Below are 19,722 nucleotides of genomic sequence, written 5' to 3'. Positions count from 1 at the left end.
ATATTCATCCAAAGCGTCACAAAAAAGTATACTTTAGTATTTTAACAAATTATTTTTTTAATGACCGGTACAGTAAAATTTTTTAATGGATCCAAAGGTTATGGGTTCATTACAAACGACGAAACAGGAAAAGACATCTTTGTTCATGTAACTGCATTGAACGGAGTGGAATTGAACGAAGGCGACAAAGTAGAATACGAGGAAGAAGAAGGAAGAAAAGGAAGGGTTGCTGCACAAGTGCAGGTAATCGGATAACAATATTTTATTTTGATTTTTTACCAACCCTCGGTTTTTCCGGGGGTTTTTTAGTTCAAGTTTCTTCGTTGTATAAAGAAGCGTTTCAGCAATTCTGCCGCTTCATTTTCCAAAATCCCTCCAACAACCTCTGTTTTTGGATGTAAGTGGCTCCCCATGACACTAAAGCCACGCTCCAAATCCGAAGCGCCATAGACCACCCTTGAAATCTGGCTCCAATACAGTGCCCCTGCACACATTTGGCAAGGCTCCAGCGTGACATACAGTGTACACCCTTGCAGATATTTACCCCCCAAGAAATTGGATGCGGCGGTAATGGCCTGCATCTCGGCATGTGCCGTAACATCCATCAATCGCTCCGTAAGGTTATGGGCCCTTCCAATAATTCTGTTGTTCACCACAATGACCGCCCCAACGGGCACTTCTCCATTTTCAAAAGCTATTTCGGCCTCCTGAAGGGCCTTCTTCATAAAATAAGTGTCATCAAACGGATTTTCCACAATTATTTGTAAAGATTTTTTGAGATGGCTAAGCTACACATAAAATAATTTTGCCGATTATAGGTACTTTTGTTTTTTATTCATTGGAAAAGCTTTTAACACATATCGGTTCCCCTCAAGATCTCAAAAAACTGGCTTTGGATGAGTTGCCCAAACTTGCCCAAGAGCTTAGGGAGTTTATCATTGATATTGTATCTACCAAAGAGGGGCATTTAGGGGCCAGTTTGGGGGTTGTGGAACTTACCATAGCCCTGCATTATGTTTTTGATACCCCTCTGGATAAGCTCATTTGGGACGTGGGTCACCAAGCCTATGGCCATAAAATCTTGACGGGCAGAAAGGAAATCTTTGACACCAACAGACAACTGGGTGGGATTAGTGGTTTTCCCAAACGAAGTGAAAGTGAGTATGACGATTTTGGCACCGGGCACAGCTCAACCGCCATTTCCGCTATTTTGGGAATGGCCATGGCCTCAAAATTAAAAGGGGAACTTTCCAAACAACATATTGCGGTGGTGGGTGATGCCTCCATTGCGAGTGGAATGGCCTTTGAAGGGCTCAACCATCTTGGTGTCACGGATGTGAATGCCCTTATTGTCCTTAACGATAACGCCATCGGAATTGACCCCAGTGTGGGCGCCCTAAAAAAGTATCTCACCAATGTAAAAGCTGGGACTGCCAAGGATGAGAATATTTTTGAATGCTTGAACTTGAAGTATTCAGGACCTGTGGATGGACATGATGTAAAAGCTTTGGTCCATGAATTGCAGCGATTGAAAAATATTGAAGGTCCCAAACTCCTTCATATCATCACCACTAAGGGAAAAGGCCTAAAAAAGGCGGAAGAAGACCAAGTCGTCTACCATGCTCCCGGTAGATTTGATAAGGTAACAGGGGAGCGGCTCAAAAAGTCCCAAGAGGCACAACCACCCAAATATCAAGATGTTTTTGGGATTACTTTGGTGGAGCTTGCCGAAAAAAATAAAAAAATAGTGGGCATCACTCCAGCAATGCCTACCGGGAGTTCCTTAAAATATATGATGGACAAAATGCCCGATCGGGCATTTGATGTGGGCATTGCAGAGCAGCACGCCGTTACCCTTGCCGCAGGGATGGCCACACAGGGGCTTGTTCCCTTTTGCAACATCTACTCCACCTTTTTGCAACGGGCCTATGACCAAGTGATCCACGACGTGGCACTTCAAAATCTTCCGGTCATTTTTTGTTTGGATCGTGCTGGATTGGTGGGCCAGGATGGCCCAACCCATCATGGCGTTTTTGATATGGCCTATTTGCGATGTATCCCCAACCTTATCCTCTTCGCTCCCATGAACGAAATGGAGCTCAGAAACATTATGTATACGGCCCAAATAGGGTTAAAGGGCCCCATTGCCATTCGATATCCCAGAGGACGTGGCGTGACTTTGGATTGGAAAAACAACTTTGAGCCCATTGAAATAGGTACAGCTCGTTGTTTAAAGGAAGGATCAAAAATAGCGGTCCTCACCATGGGTCATATTGGAAATGAAATTGTTCGGGTATTGGACACTCTAGATCATCCGGAAACCATAGGCCATTACGATATGCGCTTTGTAAAACCCTTGGATAAAAAGTGCCTAAGCACTATTTTTAAAAAGTACGATCATATCATAACTGTAGAGGACGGCTGCAAGATGGGTGGATTTGGTTCCGCAGTGTTGGAATATGCAAATGAAGAGCGGATCCACAAACCTGTTACAGTCTTTGGGATTCCGGATAATTTTGTGGAACACGGAACAATGGAGGAGACCCACAGGCTTGCTGGTATAGATTTTGATGCCCTACATTCCTATATAAAATCAACCTTAAACCAATGCGATTAAACTTTTTTATAATTCTGTTCCTTACTGTTTTCCTGTCGGCCAAAGCGCAAGTTGCCCCATATAAGGTTTTTGAGCTTAAATCCGACAGTACAGATTATACTTTCAAGGTAATACGCATTAAAGATGTCAAACTAAAATATGTGACAAGGGGGGCAAAGCTCACCGACCCCAGGGCTGTTTTAAATCGCATAAAACCAGTTCGCAAGTGGTACAGCCGTTTTGAGCCAACCTCATTTTGGGAGAAAATCAATGAGTTTGGAATGAACATCAACGAGGTTTCCTTCGTAAATTGGAACGCAGGTGGGGACAACTCAGTTTCGGCCTTGGCCAGTATGCGGTTTGGCAGGAACTACAAATTCAGATACTTGAACTGGAACAATGAAGCCATCTTTAGGTATGGGTTGAATGCGCAGGAAGGGAGGAAGCTCAGAAAAACAGACGACCAAATTAGGCTGTCATCCACCATAAGTTTTAGAAAAGATACCCTCACCAATTGGTATTATTCCGTAAAGACAAATTTCAACACGCAATTTTCAAATGGTTTTAAATACCCGGATAGGGACAATCCCATTTCCAGGTTCATGTCTCCCGGGTACCTTTTTCTGGGTATGGGTACCTCCTATATTCCTACAAAAGAAAAGTTCAACCTATATATTTCGCCCGCCACCATGAAATCTACCTTTGTTTTGGATGAAGTCCTTTCAAATCAGGGTGCATTTGGTGTGGAAGAAGGTGAACAGCTGTTCTTGGAACTTGGTTTTCTCATTACCAACACATGGGAAAAAGAAATTGTCAGGAATGTATTAATGAATCACAGATTAAGCCTGTATACAGATTATGTTCGAAGTTTTGGAAACATAGATGTGGATTGGGAAATGAACTTTAATCTAAAGGTCAATGACCATATCAACGCCAACATTGGAACACATCTTATCTATGATGATGACATTAAATTTGACGAGGTGGTCGCGGATGACGGTACAGTCATAGATCCCGGAATACCAAGAATTCAATTTAAACAATTGTTGGGCGTTGGACTGCTCTTCAGTTTCTAGATTTTTCGGCCTGTCAATTTATTATGGATGTGCACCGCGGCACTGTCCGACAAGCTGGCCACAAAACAGCTGGTGTCCAACAAGATTTTATACGTTGATTTATCCGCGTTCCTGTAGTTTTCAGGTAGGCTTCTGATCAGTAACCGATCATAATTGCTGGCATTGCCTTCTTTGGCATTGATCAGCGCCGTAGTGTAGGTGTCCAGCAAATCTGAGATTATCCGATACCCTGCCAACTCCTTGTCCACCACCTCAGTGGATTGGTAGATTTTTTCAACGCTCAGTTTTATGATATCCTCTACCTGTGCCTGATATTTTCCCTTGTCCAGCAAAGCGGAGTCAAAATCGCCCTTAAGAATTTCGGTTTCGTTCTGTACAAACACATCAACAGCGTCCCTGATCAGGGTGTTGATGGCCAAAGCCCGCAAATAGCTCAGTCTATCACTGGAATGGGTCATGGCATTGTACTTTTTGGTGTTGATGTTGTCCTTCACCAAATTGATAAGATACTCCAAAGCATATTCCTCTGGAATAAGCCCCAAATGAATCCCGTCCTCAAAATCTATGATCGTATAGCAGATATCATCCGCAGCTTCCACCAAATAGGTCAAGGGGTGTCTAAAAAACCCTGTTTCGGGATTGGCGGGATTGGAAGCCAAACCAATTTCCTCCACAACTTCTTTAAAGAAATCCTTTTCGGATTGAAAAAAACCAAACTTTTTGTCCGCTATGTGTTTGGATGGCTTTTTGGGCAAAGAGGCCTTGGGATACTTCATAAAAGCGCCCAAGGTGGCATAGCTCAACCGTAACCCTCCGGGAACCCCTTCCCTAGCCTCGGTCAACAATTTGAATCCGTTGGCGTTCCCCTCAAAATCCACCAAATCTTGATATTCCTCTGGAGAAAGTGAGGCTTCGTAGCCTTTTCCGTTTCCTTGTTTAAAATAATTGCCAATGGCTTTTTCCCCACTATGCCCAAAAGGGGGGTTGCCAATATCATGGGCCAAGGCAGCAGCGGCCACTATGGCCCCAAAGTCGTTGAAATGATAGCCATGCACTTCCGCCAAATAAGGATATTTAAATAAAATTTGTTGTCCTGCAGAGCGACCCAGGCTCCGCCCTACCACGGAAACCTCCAAGCTGTGGGTAAGCCGGGTATGCACAAAATCTTTGTTGGAACCGACACTTATGGGCATGGGCACCACTTGGGTCTTGTCCTGAAGGCTCCGAAAGGCTGAGGAAAATATGATACGGTCATAATCCACCTCAAAACCCAAACGGGTCTCTTCTTGTTCTTTTCGGAGTCGTTTATGGGTGTCTCCCTGTCGTTTTAAGGAAAGTAGCTGTTCCCATTCCATGTGCGGTCAATTTGAAGCGCAATATACGTTCAACCTTTATCAACTCAAAAGAAAGAAAGCGTATCGCTGCTATGTTCCACAATATTAGAAGTTTTAATGATTACTTAAACTTAACATTACGGTTAAGAAATCTCCAGCGACCACTTTTGGGGTTTGATTAAGGATTTCTTTACGGATATTAGTTTTTGTCGACTATTCTTCGAAATCCTAGGGGCTACCTTTAAAAAGGTAGCCCTTTTTTGTCGATAATACTTCCTTAAAATAACATAAAAGAAACGTTAGCTTAACATTGGGTGCTGTTCTTTGCAGCGACAAAAACTAGTACCGTAATGATTTTTAAAAAGTTAGCCCTTTATGGGTTTTTCTTTCTTTTTCTATGTGCGCCTTTTTCTTACTCACAGGAACTCCAACCTTCAACTTTTGGCAACGGTTTATTAAATTTTATGGGCAAGGACAGCACTTGGTCTGCAAAGGTAGGGGCAAGAATGCAAATTTTGTCCATTTCTAGCTGGAGCAAGGATGATGAAGGGTTTGCAAACCCGGAACAAAACTTTTTGGTGCGTAGGGCACGGCTAAAATTCGATGGTTTTGTCCATTCTCCGAAGCTTCAATATAAAATAGAGTTGGGACTTTCAAACCGGGATATTTCAGGAGGGTCACAGTTCACCAGAAACACGCCCAGATATATTTTGGATGCGGTTGTTAAATGGAACTTTTATCAAAATTTCGTGATCTGGTTTGGCCAAACAAAGCTTCCTGGGAATATAGAGAGGGTTATTTCATCCGCAAATCTACAGCAAGTGGACCGCTCCTTGCTCAATAGTAGGTTTAACATAGATAGGGATATGGGGTTTCAGTTAAGGCACCATTTTACATTGGGCAAAAAGATGTTGGTGCGGGAAAAATTTGCTTTTTCCCAAGGAGAAGGCAGAAACGTTACCGAAGGTAATCTTGGCGGACACCAATATACCACCCGACTGGAGCTGCTGCCCTTTGGCAAGTTTACTTCAAAAGGTGATTACATTGCGGCCGATCTAAAACGGGAAAAAACCATAAAACTAATGCTCGGGGCAACCTATGATATCAACAAGGACGCTGTGAAAACCAGAAGCAATCTGGGCAAATATATGTTCAATGATACTGGGTTTTACCAAACCGATATCTCCACTGTTTTTTTGGACTTTATGTTGAAGTACAATGGCTTTTCTCTTATGGGAGAGTATGCCAATCGTGATTCAGACAGCCCCATTGCCCTAAATTCGGATGGTACTGAAACGGGAGATGTGGTGCAGGTTGGTAATGGGCTGAACCTACAAACCGGATACCTTTTCAAAAACAATTGGGAAATTTCCGGCCGGTTTACGGATATTGGTCTAAATGAGGAGATAACAGGAAAGGAAAGTGAAAAACAATACACCTTGGGGCTTTCAAAGTATATAGTAGGACACAAACTAAAGGTGCAAACCGATTTAAGTTACTTAACTTTAGACAATGGAGTTGATGAGTTAATGTGGCGTTTACAAATGGAGGTGCACCTTTAAAAGATAACCTTAACATAACTTAGGCATTGGTCATTATCAAGATATTTGAACAATTTTTTCTGAAGTATTAACTATGGATAATATTTACCTCGTAATAATGGTTGCCCTGGCAGTCTTGGCCATTACAGATTTGGTCGTTGGTGTCAGTAATGATGCTGTGAATTTCCTAAATTCAGCATTGGGATCAAAAGCTATTTCCTTTAAGACGATAATGGTGGTTGCCAGTATTGGTATTGCCTTGGGTGCAATGTCATCAAGTGGCATGATGGAAGTGGCCCGGAAAGGTATTTTTAACCCTTCTGAATTCGTTTTTTCGGAAATCATGATCATTTTCATGGCCGTAATGATCACGGATGTGCTGTTGTTGGATTTTTTCAACACACTGGGTATGCCCACTTCAACCACGGTATCCATCGTTTTTGAACTTTTGGGGGCCGCTGTGGCCATGGCATTGATCAAGGTCTCTGGCACAGGTGGTGGCTTTGAAGCCTTGGGCAGCTACATCAACACAGACAAAGCCACCGAAATTATTTTAGGTATTTTGCTCTCTGTGGTCATTGCATTTACGGTTGGCGCTATAGTGCAATTTGTTTCAAGACTTTTGCTTTCCTTCCGGTTCAATGAGCAACCCAAATGGATCGGCTCTATTTTTGGTGGACTGGCCATAACGGCAATTATCCATTTTATCTTGGTAAAGGGATTAAAAAGTGCCAATTTGTTTGATGGTGGGCTAACTGATTTTGCCTCTACCCAGCCCGAGTTTTTCTTGTTGGGGAATTTTGTTTTTTGGGTCATAGTTTCTTTGGTGCTCACCTCAACTTTTAAGCTTAACATTTATAAGCTCATAATTATTTTGGGAACCTTTGCTTTGGCCATGGCCTTTGCCGGTAACGATTTGGTGAACTTTATTGGTGTACCCATTGCCGCATGGCAATCTTTTCAGGATTGGCAGGCTTCTGGGATCGCAGCTTCTGAATATTCCATGGGCGGATTGGCCGCTGCAGTCCAAACCCCTGTCTATCTATTATTGGTCTCTGGATTGGTAATGATCGTTACCCTGTGGCTATCCACCAAGGCACGTTATGTCACCGAAACCGAGATTAATCTGGCCCGTGAAGGGGAAGGGGAAGAACGTTTTCAACCTAACTTTTTGTCCCGTCAGATTGTAAAATTTTCCATGACGGCTTTTGACAATCTTTCCAATGTGGCACCCAAAAATTTTAGGGAAAAAGTTTCTACAAGGCTCATCAAACCCAATCAATATGTTCCAAAAGGCAAAGTGCAGGATATGCCCGCGTTTGATATGGTAAGGGCTTCTGTAAATCTCATGGTGGCCAGTGTGCTCATCTCTGTGGCAACCTCCATGAAACTTCCTTTGTCCACCACCTATGTTACCTTTATGGTGGCCATGGGCAGTTCGTTGGCAGATAGGGCATGGGGCTCTGAAAGTGCTGTATACCGCGTGGCCGGGGTGCTCAATGTAATCGGGGGTTGGTTCTTCACGGCCATTTCTGCTTTTGTGGCAGCTGCCACCATTGCCTATTTACTTCATATTGGTGGCTTTATTGCACTTTTGGTGCTTTTGTTCTTTGCCGGGGTACTTTTGGTCAGAAATTATTTGAGCCATTCCCGTAAAAAAGTAGAGAACAAGGTCGAGGATATCTTAAGAAAAGCTGAGAGCAGTTCCATACAGGGAGTCATTGAAGAAAGTGCCACCAACATTGCCAGCGTGGTAAAAAGAAGTAACAAGATTTATACTGGTGCCATCAATGGTTTGGCCAAACACGATCTTGAAGCCCTGAAAAAGAACAATAAAGGGATTAAAAAACTATCCAAAGAAGTGGATGGCCTTAAAAACAACCTGTATTACTTTATCAAAAACTTGGATGAATCCAGTGTGGGTGGGGCCAGTAATTTTTACATCACCTTGCTGGGCGTTCTCCAAGATTTCACACAGTCTCTCGAGTATATTTCAAAAGTTAGCTATACGCACGTGCGCAACAACCATAAAAAGTTGAAGTACAATCAAATTAAGGAGCTTAAAGATCTAGATCAACATTTGGAAGGCCTATTTACCAAGACTACCGAAACCTTTAGTAAAAAATCCTTTGAAAATATTGCCAGTATCTTAAGTGAGAAGGATAGATATTTTGATTTGATTTCCGACAAAGTGGAAAAACAGGTGGCCCGTACACGGACCGAGGAGACCAGTCCAAAGAACACGACATTGTACTTTTCCCTGCTCACCGAAAGCAGAGACATGGTGCAGGCCACCATAAAGCTATTGGACCTCTATTATTCCGAGCATGATAGCACTGTGGAACCCGCCCGTATAGAAAAGCCAGAAGACAAGTAGATTGCTTACTTTTGTTTCTATGCGCTACTTTATTTTATTCGTGGCACTATGCCTTGGCACCATTTCGCAGGCCCAAGACATCTCGGCCGAACAGCTTTTGGACAAAACCATTGCGTTTCATGACCCAAACGGTAATTGGAAGACTTTTGACGGTGACTTTAAGGTCCTCATGAAAAGTCCCAATTCAAGTGACCGATTGAGCACTATAACCCTGGATATTCCAGAACGGCAGTTCCACCTTTTGGTAGAAAAAGATGGGGTTTCCTATACCTATGCCTTTGACAAAGGAAACTGTACCACCACCCTAAACGGCTCTGCTGAAATCAGTGATGAGGATAGAAAGACCTATAGGCTCACTTGTGATCGTGGGGAAACCATGAAAAACTACTATACCTATCTCTATGGACTCCCCATGAAACTAAAGGACCCTGGCACCCTTTTGGATGAGAAAGTGCAAAAGAAAACCTTTAAGGGCAAGGAATATTTAGTGTTGAAGGTCACTTATGAAAAAAGCGTGGGCAGTGATGTCTGGTATTTCTATTTTGACCCAAAGACCTATGCCATGGAAGTGTACCAATTCTACCATGATGAAAGTAAAAATGATGGGGAATATATCCTTTTGGAAGGTTTGGAGAGCATCAATGGCATACAAATGCCCAAAACAAGGGCATGGTATCTAAACAAGGACGACAACTATTTGGGCACGGACATTTTGGAAAAATAGACGCTACAATGAGGCACTTCACATTTCTACTGATTCTATTGATTCCCTTGGTCTCCACGTTTTCACAAAAATCGGAAAAACCTTGGATGATGGGCCCATTTGAACGGCCCCAGAATGCCCAACCCATTCTTCAAAAAGATACGACATCCATATTCAAAGACCCTATTACGGGCAAAGACGCACATTGGGAATCCATGGCCACTTTTAATCCAGCGGCCATTGTTAAGGATGGAAAGATTCATGTGCTGTACAGGGCCGAAGAAAAGCTGGGAGAAAAAGAAATTGGCGGGCACCGGTCCAGAATCGGTTTGGCCACCTCTACGGATGGCATCCTCTTTTCCAAAAACCCAAAACCCGTTTTCCATCCAAATCTTGATGGGCAAAAACAAAATGAGTGGCCCGGAGGAACCGAAGATCCCCGCATTGTAGAAACAGAAGATGGCCTATATGTGCTCACCTATACGCAATGGAACCAAAAGATTCCACGGTTGGCTGTGGCCACATCAAAGGACCTCATCCATTGGGAAAAACATGGTCCGGCATTGAAAAATCATAAGGAAGGCGTGTATCTTGATCGAGAAACAAAATCCGGAGCTATTGTCACAGAGTTGAAGAATGGCAAGCTGGTTGCTGCCAAAATCAATGGAAAATATTGGATGTATTACGGAGTTCCACACATTTGGTTGGCCAGCTCAACCAATCTCACCGATTGGGAACCCATTGAAACTTATGAAGGCAATTTAGCCCCTGTATTGAGCCCAAGACCGGGTTATTTTGATTCTTGGTTGGTAGAGGCCGGCCCTCCTCCCTTGCTTACGGAAAATGGCATTGTGGTCCTGTACAATGCGGGGAATTCCCAAAACATCGGGGTAAAAGAACTGGGCAATCGAATCTACACGGGCGGGCAGGCCCTGTTTGATTCCAACGAACCATGGAAACTGCTTGATCGCACCAATGACCCTTTTATTAAACCCGAACTCCCTTTTGAAAAATCGGGGCAATACAAGGATGGCACAACGTTTTTGGAAGGTCTGGTTCTTTTTGATGGAATGTGGCACCTGTACTACGGTACCGCTGATAGTATGGTTGGGGTTGTCAAGGCAAAACAGTAAGCCCTGCTATCGGTAAAAATTCATCTCATCCATATACTTCCAAACCGTACAAGGAAGCAAAGGCCTAACGTTTTTTCCCTTTTTGTGCTCCCTACGGATAAAGGTGGATGAAATCTCCATGATCGGCGCATTCACCTTGGTGATTTTTGGATGGCCTTTAAACTGATGCTCCATTTTCCCTTCCGAAATTCTGGGGTATACATAAATGGAATAATGCTCCAAGATGGTATCGTAGTTTTTCCACTTGTGGAAGCTTTTCAGGTTATCCTCTCCCATAATCAGTGAAAATTGATGGTCTTCCCCATAGTTCTCATCCAAATGCACCAACGTGTTTATGGTGTAATTGGGCTGTGGTAGATCAAACTCGATCTTGCTGGGCTTTAGTTTGGGATAATCCTGCACCGCCTCATACACCATTTGATATCTGTGGTGGTCATCCAACAAGGATTGCTTGGTCTTGAAAGGGCTTTGCGGCGTTATGACGAACCATACCTCATCCAAATCGGAAAACTCCACCAAATGATTGGCAATCACCAAATGGCCAATATGAATAGGGTTGAATGTTCCAAAGAAGAGCCCTACCTTTTTCATGGTGTTAATCTTCTTTTGAGTCGGGGATTTTAGCGCCAACAAAATCTGCCACCAATGCGTGGGCCTCTTTTAGGGCCACATCCAGATCATAGTTCTTGATGATTTTATCAAACTGGGGCGCAGTGGCCAGTTCCACGGATGCTTTTGCTATCCGCATGTTTATTTTGTCGTCGCTTTCGGTACTTCTTTTTTTCAGCCTGATCTTGAGTTCATCAACACTGGGCGGCTTCACAAAAACGGCCAAAGTCTCTTCGGGAAATTTCTTTTTTATCCGGAGTCCCCCCGAAACATCAATGTCAAAAATCACATTTTTACCTTCGGCCCACAGTCGTTCCACTTCACTTTTAAGGGTGCCATAAAAATTGTCACGGTACACTTCTTCCCACTCCAGAAAATCGCCTTCTTTAATGTGTTTTTTGAATTCGGAAATGGACATGAAGTAGTAATTTATCCCATTTTTCTCCTTTACTCTTCGAGGACGGGATGTGGCAGAAATGGAAAAGGCGAGATTGAGTTCGGGCTGATCCAGCAAATACTTGACTATGGTAGTTTTTCCACTACCCGAGGGCGCCGAAAAAATAATAAGTTTACCACCTTTTGTCATAGTACATTGAGCATTTGTTCCTTGATTTTTTCCAATTCGTCCTTCATCTGAACTACCAATTGCTGCATGGGGGCATAATTGGCCTTGGAGCCGATGGTGTTGATTTCCCTACCGATCTCCTGCGCAATGAAACCCAACTTTTTCCCATTGGAGTCATCCGATTTTAAAGTGGCTTCAAAATAGTTCAAGTGATTGGCCAAACGCACCTTTTCTTCGGTAACATCGTACTTCTCCAAGTAGTAGATCAGCTCCTGTTCAAATCGATTGGCATCGACCTCAACTTTTACATCGGCCACCGCTTTTTCCAATCGCTCACGCACGGTTGCCAGACGCTCTGGATCCATGGCATTGACCTCATCGAGTAGCACTGTCAACTTTTTAAGGCGCTCCACGAAATCCTGTTCCAACACCTTGCCTTCTTCGCTCCTGAATGCAGATATTTCGGAAAGTGCCTGTCTCATAGCCTCTTTTATGGCCTCATACTCGGTTTCGTCAATATCGTCCTTGTCCGTTTTAAGAGTGTCGGGCATGCGCAATGCCAATTCAAGAAGTTTTATATCGTCTCCTTTGGCTATTTGCGCCAACTGTTCCATGTAATTTTTAACCACCCCCTTATTGACTTCAGCTGTGGTTTCTTCCCCGGTGATCTCAACATAGAGTCCCAAATCCACCTTTCCGCGCACTAGCACATCGGCTATCATTTTACGGAGTTCCAATTCCTTTTCTCGATACGATTGCGGAATTCTGGCATTGATATCCAAACTCTTACTATTGAGCGATTTGAGTTCTACAGTAATTTTCTTGGATGGAAGCTGTGCCACATGCTTCCCAAAACCGGTCATGGATTGAATCATATAGAACAATATATTTTGCCAAAGGTAACCAAAATAGCTTTTGGCCCTTTGCCCTTGATCAATGTGGGGTTAAAAAGCAGAAAATTAGTCCAGCTCCCGTACCCAAATGTTTCTGTAGCTTACCCTGCTGTTATCGCCATGGTCCTGGAGTCGAAGTGGTCCATCTCCATGTGGTGGGTTTTTGGGCCAACCAATATAGGGTGTTGTTCCCTTGATTTCCACATGATCCTGGATCAAAACACCATTATGGATCACCGTGAGCGTTCCCGACTTGACCTTTTGGCCTTTTTCAAACTCGGGAGCATGGTAGATGATGTCATAGGTGTTCCACTCCCCTGATGGGACCGAAGCCATGGCCAATGGAGTGTGCTGTTTGTAAATAGAGCCAACCTGACCGTTCACATAAGTGTCGTTATTGTTGTTGTCCAAAACTTGTACCTCGTACAATCCAGAAAGAAAAACACCACTATTACCCCTACTTTGATTTTCACCCTGTATTTCAGCTGGTGATCTCCATTCAACATGGAGCTGTATGCTTCCAAAGTTTTGCTTGGTTTGAATATCTCCCGTTCTGTCCTTTACCGTCATGCTGCCATCCTTGTTCACTGTCCATTTGGCGGCAGTACTGTCGGCAGTACTGATCCATTTATCCAAGCTGCTACCATCAAAAAGAACAATGGCATCGCTGGGTGGCGCGCCGTCTTTTCCCGGTGTTACAACAGGCACAACGGGTTCATAAAATTCAGTGGCTTCCGGTTTGGTCGGTTCCTTTTCCAATTGGGCAAAACCATTTGTGGAAATTACCGCCAACAAAACCAACAAAATACTTCTTAGTTTTTGCATCTTATAATTCTTTAATCTTAATATTCCTGTACCCTATCACTATGGGTTCGCCATGGTGTTGCAATGCGATCTTTCCTGTTTTGAATTCACCAAAACCTTCCCAGTCGGCAAACTTGGATTTGGAGACCATCTGGTTCCATGCTTCCCCATTTACCGGGAACTCAGCCACTGTAGTATCATTCAAAACCACACTGCCTTCATTGGTCTCATGGTTTATGGTGATTACAAAATGATTCCACTCTCCCAGGGGTTTTGTAACATCTTCGGCAGGAGAAACCATATCGTACAATGCTCCAGCTTGGTGTGATGTTCCGTTCTTTCCATCGGGGTGGCCAACATTGTCCAACACTTGGATTTCTGGACCGGTCATATACGGTTCGCCATACTTTTCATCTTCCACAACGCCCCACATGACACCACTGTTGGCCCCTTCGGTCACCATCCACTCCAAGGATAGTTTAAAGTTGGTGTATTCCGCATCAGTGACAAGATTAAAGTGTTTACCTTCAGATTCATCCAAAGAAGGATCAAAGATCATGGCACCATCTTCCAACTTCCAAGGCGCACCTACTTCTCCACCATTGTAAATATGCCAGCCATCAAAGGATGAGCCATCAAACAAAACGGTCCATTCAGCTTCTTCCACAACTTCCATTTCTTCTTTCCCAGCTTCCTGTGAAGCATTTTCCTTGGGTTTTTCCTTACAGGCAAAGGCCATGACCAGCACGGCCAACAGGATCGGTTTTCTCATAGCCCAAGGATATTTTTAAGTTTTTGTGAGTCAATTTCTGCCCCTGCAAAATCATCAAAGGTCTTTTGCGTGGCCTCAATAATATGGTCCTGAATGAACTTGGCACCTTCACGGGCTCCCTGCTCTGGACTCTTGATGCAACATTCCCATTCCATTACCGCCCAAACATCGCATCCGTATTGGGTCAATTTGGAAAAAATGGTCTTAAAGTCGATTTGGCCATCACCTAAAGAACGGTAACGTCCTGCTCTATCTCCCCAATCGTTGTAGCCGCCAAAGGCGCCTTTTTTTCCTGTGGGATTGAACTCTGAATCCTTCACGTGGAAGGACTTGATAAACTCATGGTAAAAATCGATGTACTCAATGTAATCCAATTGTTGCAGCACAAAGTGGCTTGGGTCGTACAGGATGTTTACCCGTTTGTGGTTCCCTGTGGCTTTCAAAAAGCGCTCAAAAGTGTCCCCATCATGCAAATCCTCGCCCGGGTGAATCTCGTAGCACACATCCACACCCTCTTCATCAAAATGGTTTAGGATGGGCATCCATCTTTTGGCCAATTCCTCAAAACCCATCTCCACCAATCCCGGTGGTCTTTGAGGCCAAGGGTGCATGGTATGCCAAAGTAAAGCTCCTGAGAAGGTTGCATGGGTCGTAATTCCCAATCTTCTACTTGCGGTTGCTGCTTTTTTTACGGTTTCAATGGCCCATTTAGTGCGTTCCTTTGGTTTTCCGTGCAATGCTTCGGGGGCGAAATTATCGAACATAATGTCATAGGCTGGGTGTACTGCCACCAATTGTCCCTGTAAGTGGGTGGACAATTCTGTGATTTCAAGGCCGTAGGAGTTTATTTTTCCCTTGAGCTCGTCACAGTAATCCTGACTTTCGGCAGCTTTGTCCAAATCGATAAGGAACGATTCCCATGTTGGTATTTGAATTCCTTTATATCCTAGGCTTGAAGCCCATTTGCATAATCCATCCAAAGAATTGAACGGTGGTTGACTGTCCACAAATTGTGCTAAGAATACAGCCGGTCCTTTGATAGTTTTCATTTAACTTGGTTTTATGAATCAACAAATCCGCAAAATTTTGCGATTTATCCTCTATATTTAGAAAAATTCTATGATATTTTTATTCCCCATGTAGAAAACATAAATATAGGAATTCGCCAACAATTAAAGCAATATAAAGTTTTTAAAATACCTGCTTATGGAAAATGCATCTGCCCGGAATCTATGGGGCGATTTTTTGGACGCCCATTTGGAGTTTGCTTCAAAAGATGCTCCCAAGGTCGTTCGTTTTTATGATAATGAACAAGATACCAATACGTGTGTGGATTTAATTTGCAAAGAAACCAAAAGAGCGGTTTCGCATTCCTTAATGGGGTTGCAACAGCGAAATATGCCACTGCCCAAAATTGGGGAGTTTTCGGTTGTTACTGATTGGGAGGGTAATGCCAAGTGCATCATACGGACCACTTCGGTAAAATTGACGCCTTTTTTTGCGGTACGTGAAGAACAGGCACGGTTGGAAGGTGAGGGGGACAAAAGTCTGGAACATTGGAAAAAGACCCATTGGTCCTATTTTTCCCGGGAACTTGCCGAATTTGGAAAGATTCCACGCGAGAGCATGATTGTGGTCTTCCAAGGATTTGAACTGCTTTTTAAACGATAAAAAAATGGCCGCAAATTGCGGCCATTTTACTTTTATAGAGTGAGAGTCTGGATTAATCCAAATCCATCCAAACGTTGCCTTGCTTGTGCGAAGCTACGGTGCCTTCAATAAAATTTAGTCCTCGAACACCATCCAACATGGTTGGGAATTCACCATCGTTGTATTTTTCTCCCCTGATTGCCCTAGCCACGCCTAGATAAATATTGGCCATGGCATCAAAGATACCTTCGGGATGTCCGGGAGGCAGTTTGGTGCCGTCCAAGGAAAGTTCAGAATTATAGGCGTGTCCCGGTTTATAAATCTGTACCGGTTCTGTATCGCTCAGTCTATAGAGGAAATTGGGTTTTTCCTGCTCCCATCTAAACGCAGCTTTTTCGCCGTAAATGGCAATGGCCAGTCCGTTTTCCTCACCTGTGGCAACCTGACTTGCCCTGATTACTCCTTTTACGTTCTTACCCATACGTATGAGAACTGTTCCATCCACATCCATCTGGTTGTCATCATACATATAATTGAAATCACACAACAGGGATTTTACCTGAAGCCCCGTGGTAAACTCGATCATATTAAAGGCGTGCACCCCTATATCTCCCATACAGGAACTGATACCCGCCTTTTTGGGATCCAATCGCCATACAGACGAGCGTTTTTCCTTGTCATGGATAATGGGATTGATCCAACCTTGGTAATATCGGGCATCCACTTTATGGATTTTGCCCAATTCCCCGGCCTTGATCATTTCCCGCATCTGGCGCACCATGGGATACCCGGTATAGGTATGGGTGACCGCAAAAACAGTTCCCGCCTTGGCCAAGGTTTCCTGTAAAATCTTGGCTTCTTCATAGGTTGTGGTCATTGGTTTTTCACAAATGACATGGAACCCGTTTTCCAACAGCTTTTTGGCCATGGGAAAATGCAGGAAGTTTGGTGTTAACACGGAGCACACCTGAATCCGTTCCTCCTCCGGAAGTTTTAATTCTTCCTCCACCAGCGTATCAAAATCCTTGTAGATACGGTTTGTGGGAATATCAATCTCCTTTGCAAAATTCATGTTGTCCTCAAAATTTGGGTTGAAGACCGCCCCTACGATTTCATAGTTGTCATTGATGAACGAGGCTACTCTGTGCAACACTCCAATGAGCGAATCTCCGCCTCCTCCAAGAATTCCAAGTCTGATTTTTTTTGGCATAAATCTTAATTTTTACTCTATTATTGAAACTTACTCTTCTGTCTGAACTTTTTTTCCTCGCATAAATATATACAATCCAATAAAGGCCACAATCAATATGGCTGGTAAGGTTGACATAGTACGAAGAGCTTCATGTGCACTGGCGTTATCCATAAGGTTCCCCATGATGGGTAGTACTATCGAGACAGAAAGCATTCCGGCTGCTCCCATTATGGACAATCCCAAAGCACCGGTTTCTGGCAGGTATTCTGCAACAAAACCGAGCATGGTCGGCCAGAAAAAAGTGACCCCTATTGCAAATACCCCTGCGGCCAAAAATGTTGCAGGGCCACTTGTTATGGTCAACAACCAAAGGCCTATAAATGTAAATATTGCTGAAAAGAGAAGCATACCGGATGGTTGCAATTTATGAATGACCTGACCTGCGAAAGCCCTACCCAAGGCCATGATTCCGTTGATAAAGACAAGCACCAATAGTGGTATGGTACCTGATTCCTTTAACAAGGATTCTATACGTTGTGTGGTACCCAATTCTGATGCGGCCGTAAGCATCATACAAAGTACCATAAAAATGAAGAGGGGCTTACCAATACTTGATAGCATTTTGTTATTGGTAACCCCAAGGGCCACACGTTCGGTAACCGGAAATTTTTGTCCGTAAAACATTATCGCATAAATAATCAATGGGATAAACAGCGTACCTACCATTATTTGCCAGCTAAGACCCATTACATCCATGACCAGCCATCCTACAACGCCTCCTATCGCAATACCGCCAGGAAACCACACGTGAAAACGGTTCAACATTTTGGTCTTGCTTTTAGGATACATTGATGCAATCATAGGGTTGAGTGCCGCCTCAACAAAACCATTGCCAATGCCCACGAACAAAGTGGCAATGAAAAGTGAGGTCATGTCATTGGCCAAAATAGTCCAGACAATACCAATAGCATGGGTAATGAATGCAATCCATGTGATTTTTTTGATTCCCAAAAAATCCACCAAAGGTCCACCCAAAAGCATAGCTAAGGTAAATCCCCAAAAGGCAGGAGTAAAAGCATAGCCTATTTGTTCCAGGGTAAGTCCTACCCCTTCGGGTCCAAAAACGGTCTCCAGTCGTGCCCTTATAGCAAAAGTCATTGCTGTTACCAATAAGGCTACACAGGATGCAATAAAAAGTCTATTCTTGTTTACTTGTTCCATTAGGTTGAATTTATTCAGTTAATTATTGTTTATATGATACTTTTTCATTTTTAAAGAAAACCATAAAGATAAGGGCTACACCGAGAGCAAAAATAGCAGGGAAGCCCCAAATATTGGTCCAATTGTGTTCGTTTTCACCAATTAGGTTGGCATCCGTAATTTGTCCGGCCACCCAAAAACCTATCAGCATGCCAACGCCATAAGTGGCCAAAGTGATGAGCCCCTGCGCCGCACTTTTGTATTTGTGCCCCGCCTTCGAATCGGTATATATTTGGCCCGATACAAAGAAAAAGTCATAGCAGATACCGTGGAGTGCTATCCCTATCAATAACATAAAGGCTATTTCACCCGCATCGCCATAGGCAAACAACAAATATCGTAAGGTCCAGGCCAACATACCGGCCATGATGGTCATTTTAAAGCCAAATTTTTTGAAGAAGTAGGGAAGCAACAGCATAAAAAGTACCTCGGAGGCTTGCCCGATGGTCATCTTCCCAGTGGGGTTATTCATCCCGATCTCGGATAAAAATGGGTTTGCATTTTGGTAATAAAATGCCAGAGGGATACATATTAATACCGATGAGATAAAGAAAATCAAGAAATTTCTATCCTTTAACAGCTTCAGGGCATCAAGACCCAGCACTTCCGAAATACTCACTTTCTCATTTCTATCTGCTCTGGGGGGCGTCTTGGGCAGGGTAAAGCTGAACAATCCCAAAACGGCCGATGCCAATGCCACCATTAGGAACGTATTCTTCAACATACCAGATTGAATGCCTTCGGGAGAATCCCATAAAAACAGATAACTGATGACAAGCCCTGCCACGATCCAACCAATGGTCCCAAAAACACGTATGGGAGAAAACTCCTTGGCGGGATCCGTCATCTGATTAAAAGATATGGAGTTCACGAGAGCAAGTGTAGGCATGTAAAGGATCATGTATCCTAAAACATAAGGATAAAACAAGCCAAAATCTGTAGTTTGATACATTTGATACATTAGCAAGGCCCCAATAAGATGGAGCATCCCCAAAATTCGTTCGGCATTAAAGTATCTGTCCGCAATCAGCCCAATTATAAAAGGTGCTATGATCGCTCCCCAGGATTGGGTTGAAAATGCTTGGGCTATTTCACCACCGGTGGCGCCCAAGTTGTTGCCCAAAAAGGTACCCAATGTCACAAACCACCCTCCCCAAATGAAGAACTCCAAGAACATCATAAACGAAAGTTGGAACTTTATTTTTGTGCTCATATAG

At 43.5% G+C, this 19,722-nt stretch carries 19 protein-coding genes; 8 read left to right on the top strand and 11 right to left on the bottom strand.

The annotated features are described in order from the left end of the window. The first annotated feature begins 60 nt into the window (after positions 1-60). Positions 61-255, top strand: a complete 195-nt coding sequence (locus A7D14_RS03580) for a cold-shock protein (protein ID WP_067030034.1) — start codon at positions 61-63, stop codon at positions 253-255. A 50-nt stretch (positions 256-305) separates the two neighbouring features. Here the strand turns inward: A7D14_RS03580 and A7D14_RS03575 are convergent, their stop codons facing one another. Beyond that, a complete protein-coding gene (locus tag A7D14_RS03575; protein WP_067030033.1) occupies positions 306-755 on the bottom strand; it encodes a nucleoside deaminase in 450 nt (149 codons plus the stop codon). Positions 756-838: 83 nt separating this feature from the next. Here A7D14_RS03575 and dxs point away from each other — a divergent pair, with 83 nt between their 5' ends. Next, positions 839-2,617, top strand: a complete 1,779-nt coding sequence (gene dxs, locus A7D14_RS03570) for a 1-deoxy-D-xylulose-5-phosphate synthase (protein ID WP_067030239.1) — start codon at positions 839-841, stop codon at positions 2,615-2,617. Continuing rightward, positions 2,608-3,672, top strand: coding sequence for a DUF3078 domain-containing protein (locus A7D14_RS03565; protein WP_067030032.1), 1,065 nt, complete (start codon positions 2,608-2,610; stop codon positions 3,670-3,672). Before dxs ends, A7D14_RS03565 begins: the two co-directional genes overlap by 10 nt. Here the strand turns inward: A7D14_RS03565 and dgt are convergent. After that, positions 3,669-5,027 (bottom strand): dGTP triphosphohydrolase, encoded by a 1,359-nt coding sequence (gene dgt, locus A7D14_RS03560; RefSeq protein ID WP_067030031.1) that lies wholly within the window; start codon positions 5,025-5,027, stop codon positions 3,669-3,671. The two genes, A7D14_RS03565 and dgt, sit on opposite strands and share 4 nt — an antisense overlap. 329 nt (positions 5,028-5,356) lie before the next feature. On the opposite strand from dgt, the gene A7D14_RS03555 reads away from it, so the two are divergent. The 4 genes from A7D14_RS03555 to A7D14_RS03540 all read left to right on the top strand — a co-directional run bounded on the left by A7D14_RS03555 (position 5,357) and on the right by A7D14_RS03540 (position 10,760). After that, the gene (locus A7D14_RS03555) at positions 5,357-6,568 is read left to right on the top strand and encodes a porin (RefSeq protein WP_067030030.1); all 1,212 of its coding nucleotides are present in this window, start codon (positions 5,357-5,359) and stop codon (positions 6,566-6,568) included. A gap of 73 nt (positions 6,569-6,641) precedes the next feature. After that, positions 6,642-8,924: an inorganic phosphate transporter gene (locus tag A7D14_RS03550; protein ID WP_067030029.1), complete on the top strand. Its 2,283-nt coding sequence runs from the start codon at positions 6,642-6,644 to the stop codon at positions 8,922-8,924. A gap of 19 nt (positions 8,925-8,943) precedes the next feature. Next, positions 8,944-9,648, top strand: coding sequence for a DUF6503 family protein (locus A7D14_RS03545; protein WP_067030028.1), 705 nt, complete (start codon positions 8,944-8,946; stop codon positions 9,646-9,648). A gap of 8 nt (positions 9,649-9,656) precedes the next feature. After that, positions 9,657-10,760 carry a glycoside hydrolase family 130 protein gene (locus A7D14_RS03540; RefSeq protein WP_067030027.1) on the top strand — a complete coding sequence of 368 codons (1,104 nt, stop codon included), beginning with the start codon at positions 9,657-9,659 and terminating at the stop codon, positions 10,758-10,760. 6 nt (positions 10,761-10,766) lie between these two features. Here A7D14_RS03540 and nadD read toward each other — a convergent pair whose 3' ends face one another. The 6 genes from nadD to A7D14_RS03510 all read right to left on the bottom strand — a co-directional run bounded on the left by nadD (position 10,767) and on the right by A7D14_RS03510 (position 15,452). Further along, the gene (gene nadD, locus A7D14_RS03535) at positions 10,767-11,351 is read right to left on the bottom strand and encodes a nicotinate (nicotinamide) nucleotide adenylyltransferase (RefSeq protein ID WP_067030026.1); all 585 of its coding nucleotides are present in this window, start codon (positions 11,349-11,351) and stop codon (positions 10,767-10,769) included. Positions 11,352-11,355: 4 nt separating this feature from the next. Then, positions 11,356-11,955: a guanylate kinase gene (gene gmk / locus A7D14_RS03530; protein WP_067030023.1), complete on the bottom strand. Its 600-nt coding sequence runs from the start codon at positions 11,953-11,955 to the stop codon at positions 11,356-11,358. Beyond that, the gene (locus tag A7D14_RS03525; protein ID WP_067030019.1) at positions 11,952-12,809 is read right to left on the bottom strand and encodes a YicC/YloC family endoribonuclease; all 858 of its coding nucleotides are present in this window, start codon (positions 12,807-12,809) and stop codon (positions 11,952-11,954) included. The genes gmk and A7D14_RS03525 overlap by 4 nt, the downstream gene beginning before the upstream one ends. A gap of 84 nt (positions 12,810-12,893) precedes the next feature. Further along, positions 12,894-13,652: a DUF1080 domain-containing protein gene (locus A7D14_RS03520; protein WP_067030015.1), complete on the bottom strand. Its 759-nt coding sequence runs from the start codon at positions 13,650-13,652 to the stop codon at positions 12,894-12,896. 1 nt (position 13,653) lies between these two features. Beyond that, positions 13,654-14,403 (bottom strand): DUF1080 domain-containing protein, encoded by a 750-nt coding sequence (locus A7D14_RS03515; protein ID WP_067030013.1) that lies wholly within the window; start codon positions 14,401-14,403, stop codon positions 13,654-13,656. Beyond that, on the bottom strand, positions 14,400-15,452 hold the full coding sequence (locus tag A7D14_RS03510) for a sugar phosphate isomerase/epimerase family protein (protein ID WP_067030011.1): 1,053 nt from the start codon (positions 15,450-15,452) through the stop codon (positions 14,400-14,402). The genes A7D14_RS03515 and A7D14_RS03510 overlap by 4 nt, the downstream gene beginning before the upstream one ends. Before the next feature lie 157 nt (positions 15,453-15,609). Between A7D14_RS03510 and A7D14_RS03505 the strand changes: the two genes are divergently transcribed. Then, on the top strand, positions 15,610-16,074 hold the full coding sequence (locus A7D14_RS03505; protein WP_067030009.1) for an ASCH domain-containing protein: 465 nt from the start codon (positions 15,610-15,612) through the stop codon (positions 16,072-16,074). 52 nt (positions 16,075-16,126) lie between these two features. Here the strand turns inward: A7D14_RS03505 and A7D14_RS03500 are convergent, their stop codons facing one another. The 3 genes from A7D14_RS03500 to A7D14_RS03490 are packed head-to-tail and all read right to left on the bottom strand — an operon-like array spanning position 16,127 to position 19,718. Then, positions 16,127-17,263 carry a Gfo/Idh/MocA family protein gene (locus A7D14_RS03500; RefSeq protein WP_067030006.1) on the bottom strand — a complete coding sequence of 379 codons (1,137 nt, stop codon included), beginning with the start codon at positions 17,261-17,263 and terminating at the stop codon, positions 16,127-16,129. A gap of 30 nt (positions 17,264-17,293) precedes the next feature. After that, positions 17,294-18,466 (bottom strand): MFS transporter, encoded by a 1,173-nt coding sequence (locus tag A7D14_RS03495; RefSeq protein WP_067030004.1) that lies wholly within the window; start codon positions 18,464-18,466, stop codon positions 17,294-17,296. A 22-nt stretch (positions 18,467-18,488) separates the two neighbouring features. Next, positions 18,489-19,718 carry a nucleoside permease gene (locus A7D14_RS03490; protein ID WP_067029998.1) on the bottom strand — a complete coding sequence of 410 codons (1,230 nt, stop codon included), beginning with the start codon at positions 19,716-19,718 and terminating at the stop codon, positions 18,489-18,491. Positions 19,719-19,722 lie beyond the last annotated feature (4 nt).

The organism is Allomuricauda sp. CP2A (assembly GCF_001683915.1).
GTDB lineage: Bacteria > Bacteroidota > Bacteroidia > Flavobacteriales > Flavobacteriaceae > Flagellimonas.
The sequence above is the reverse complement of the archived record's forward strand: the minus strand, read 5'-3'. Positions and strand labels throughout refer to the sequence as shown.

What these genes read in the sequence shown, in the direction of transcription:
- A7D14_RS03505 (WP_067030009.1), top strand. Translation starts at nt 15,610, where the DNA reads ATGGAAAATGCATCTGCCCGGAATCTATGGGGCGATTTTTTGGACGCC.
- A7D14_RS03565 (WP_067030032.1), top strand. Translation starts at nt 2,608, where the DNA reads ATGCGATTAAACTTTTTTATAATTCTGTTCCTTACTGTTTTCCTGTCG.
- gmk (WP_067030023.1), bottom strand. Translation starts at nt 11,955, where the DNA reads ATGACAAAAGGTGGTAAACTTATTATTTTTTCGGCGCCCTCGGGTAGT.
- A7D14_RS03550 (WP_067030029.1), top strand. Translation starts at nt 6,642, where the DNA reads ATGGATAATATTTACCTCGTAATAATGGTTGCCCTGGCAGTCTTGGCC.
- A7D14_RS03490 (WP_067029998.1), bottom strand. Translation starts at nt 19,718, where the DNA reads ATGAGCACAAAAATAAAGTTCCAACTTTCGTTTATGATGTTCTTGGAG.
- A7D14_RS03495 (WP_067030004.1), bottom strand. Translation starts at nt 18,466, where the DNA reads ATGGAACAAGTAAACAAGAATAGACTTTTTATTGCATCCTGTGTAGCC.
- A7D14_RS03520 (WP_067030015.1), bottom strand. Translation starts at nt 13,652, where the DNA reads ATGCAAAAACTAAGAAGTATTTTGTTGGTTTTGTTGGCGGTAATTTCC.
- A7D14_RS03545 (WP_067030028.1), top strand. Translation starts at nt 8,944, where the DNA reads ATGCGCTACTTTATTTTATTCGTGGCACTATGCCTTGGCACCATTTCG.
- nadD (WP_067030026.1), bottom strand. Translation starts at nt 11,351, where the DNA reads ATGAAAAAGGTAGGGCTCTTCTTTGGAACATTCAACCCTATTCATATT.
- A7D14_RS03515 (WP_067030013.1), bottom strand. Translation starts at nt 14,403, where the DNA reads ATGAGAAAACCGATCCTGTTGGCCGTGCTGGTCATGGCCTTTGCCTGT.
- dgt (WP_067030031.1), bottom strand. Translation starts at nt 5,027, where the DNA reads ATGGAATGGGAACAGCTACTTTCCTTAAAACGACAGGGAGACACCCAT.
- A7D14_RS03500 (WP_067030006.1), bottom strand. Translation starts at nt 17,263, where the DNA reads ATGCCAAAAAAAATCAGACTTGGAATTCTTGGAGGAGGCGGAGATTCG.
- A7D14_RS03525 (WP_067030019.1), bottom strand. Translation starts at nt 12,809, where the DNA reads ATGATTCAATCCATGACCGGTTTTGGGAAGCATGTGGCACAGCTTCCA.
- A7D14_RS03540 (WP_067030027.1), top strand. Translation starts at nt 9,657, where the DNA reads ATGAGGCACTTCACATTTCTACTGATTCTATTGATTCCCTTGGTCTCC.
- A7D14_RS03555 (WP_067030030.1), top strand. Translation starts at nt 5,357, where the DNA reads ATGATTTTTAAAAAGTTAGCCCTTTATGGGTTTTTCTTTCTTTTTCTA.
- A7D14_RS03580 (WP_067030034.1), top strand. Translation starts at nt 61, where the DNA reads ATGACCGGTACAGTAAAATTTTTTAATGGATCCAAAGGTTATGGGTTC.
- A7D14_RS03510 (WP_067030011.1), bottom strand. Translation starts at nt 15,452, where the DNA reads ATGAAAACTATCAAAGGACCGGCTGTATTCTTAGCACAATTTGTGGAC.